The following is a 1,537-nucleotide window of genomic DNA, read 5'->3' on the forward strand; positions in this document are numbered from 1 at the left end:
GCGCCGGTCGCCGACCCACTGCCACCCTTTCCGCCAGCTCCGCCCTGGCCGGCGTCACCGCCCTTGCCGCCGGCCCCGCCCACCCCGGTGCCGCCGTTTTCGAACGAGCCTTTCGTACCGTCGGCACCGCGGCCGCCGGCACCGCCGTCACCGCCATCACCACCAGCCCCGCCGGCACCGTCGATACCGTGCTGACCTGTGGTGGATAGCGCTTGCCCGGCGGCCCCACCGTTGCCTCCAGCCCCGCCCGCGCCACCGGCACCGCCATGACCGCCGTCTTTACCGTCGGCTCCGGGCGTGGAGAAGTCGGGCAGGTAGCTCCGGCCGGTTCCGCCCGTTCCGCCCTTGCCACCGCTGCCGCCGGCGCCACCGTTACCACCATTGCCGCCATCGACCCCGCCGCGGCCGCCAGCACCGCCGTCGCCGCCCAGACCGCCGGCCGCACCGTCCGCCTCGCCCACGCCCGAGCCACCTAGCGCACCGTTGCCGCCGGCCCCGCCGGTGCCACCATTGCCGACTCTGCCCCCATCGCCACCGGCCCCGCCGGTGCCGCCGGCGATTCCACCCGCGAGGCTGTCGGCGCCCTTGCCACCAGTGCCGCCGTTACCGCCGGTGGTCGGGCTAGTGCCGGCGACACCACTCGCCGCACGGGTGCCGTTGCCGTTATCCCCGCCTAGGCCACCGGCTCCGCCCAATCCGGAGTCGCCACCCTTACCCCCGGTTCCACCGACACCGGTGCCACCGTTGTTGAAGGTGCCGGTGCCACCGGTGCCTCCATCACCGGCGATGCCACCAGCACCGCCCGCGCCACCGGTACCGCCCCCGCCATGAGCACCCGCCAGGCCCAGCAGCCCGCTGCTGCCACCCGCCCCGCCGGTCCCGCCGGTCCCGCCGGCCCCACCGCGGCCGCCGTGGCCGCCGTCGAAACCGTTGCCGCCACCCAGGTCCGCATTCGCGCCAGTAACACCCGCACCCCCGGCGCCGCCACCTCCGCCAACACCGCCGGCTCCGCCAGCTCCGCCGTTACCGATCAGCCAGCCGCCGCGACCCCCGGTGCCGCCGACTCCGCCTTGCCCACCGATGCCACCGTCCAGGCCGGACTCACCCGACAAGGTGCCAGAGTCGCCCGCCACGCCAGTCATGCCGGTGCCGCCCTGCCCGCCGATCCCGCCGTTGCCGAACAGATGGGCCTGCCCGCCGGTCCCGCCAGCCCCGCCACTGGCCCCCAACGTGGTCGCCGTGCCACCACTGCCGCCCGCGCCACCGTGACCGAACAGCCAGCCACCGTTACCGCCGGCACCGCCGGTCCCCGCGGACTCACCGGCCCCGCCGATACCGCCGGCCCCACCGCTGCCCAGTAACCACGCCGCGCCGCCGACCCCACCGACACCACCGGTGGGCCCGGCCCCCCCCCCCCCCCCCCCCCCCCCCCCCCCCCCCCGCCCGCCCCCCCCCCCCCCCCCCCCCCCCCCCCCCCCCCCCCCCCCCCCCCCCCGCGGGGGGGCCCCCCCCCCCCCCCCCCCCCCCCCATCGCCCC

The 1,537-nt window shown here is 78.3% G+C and carries 1 pseudogene; it reads right to left on the bottom strand.

Going from position 1 to position 1,537, the window contains the following annotated elements:
* A pseudogene (locus A9X01_RS29925) lies at nt 1-1,537 on the bottom strand (PE family protein); the annotation flags it as partial.

The sequence above is a fragment of the Mycobacterium asiaticum genome (genome assembly GCF_001668675.1).
GTDB classification, from domain to species: Bacteria; Actinomycetota; Actinomycetes; order Mycobacteriales; family Mycobacteriaceae; genus Mycobacterium; species Mycobacterium asiaticum_D.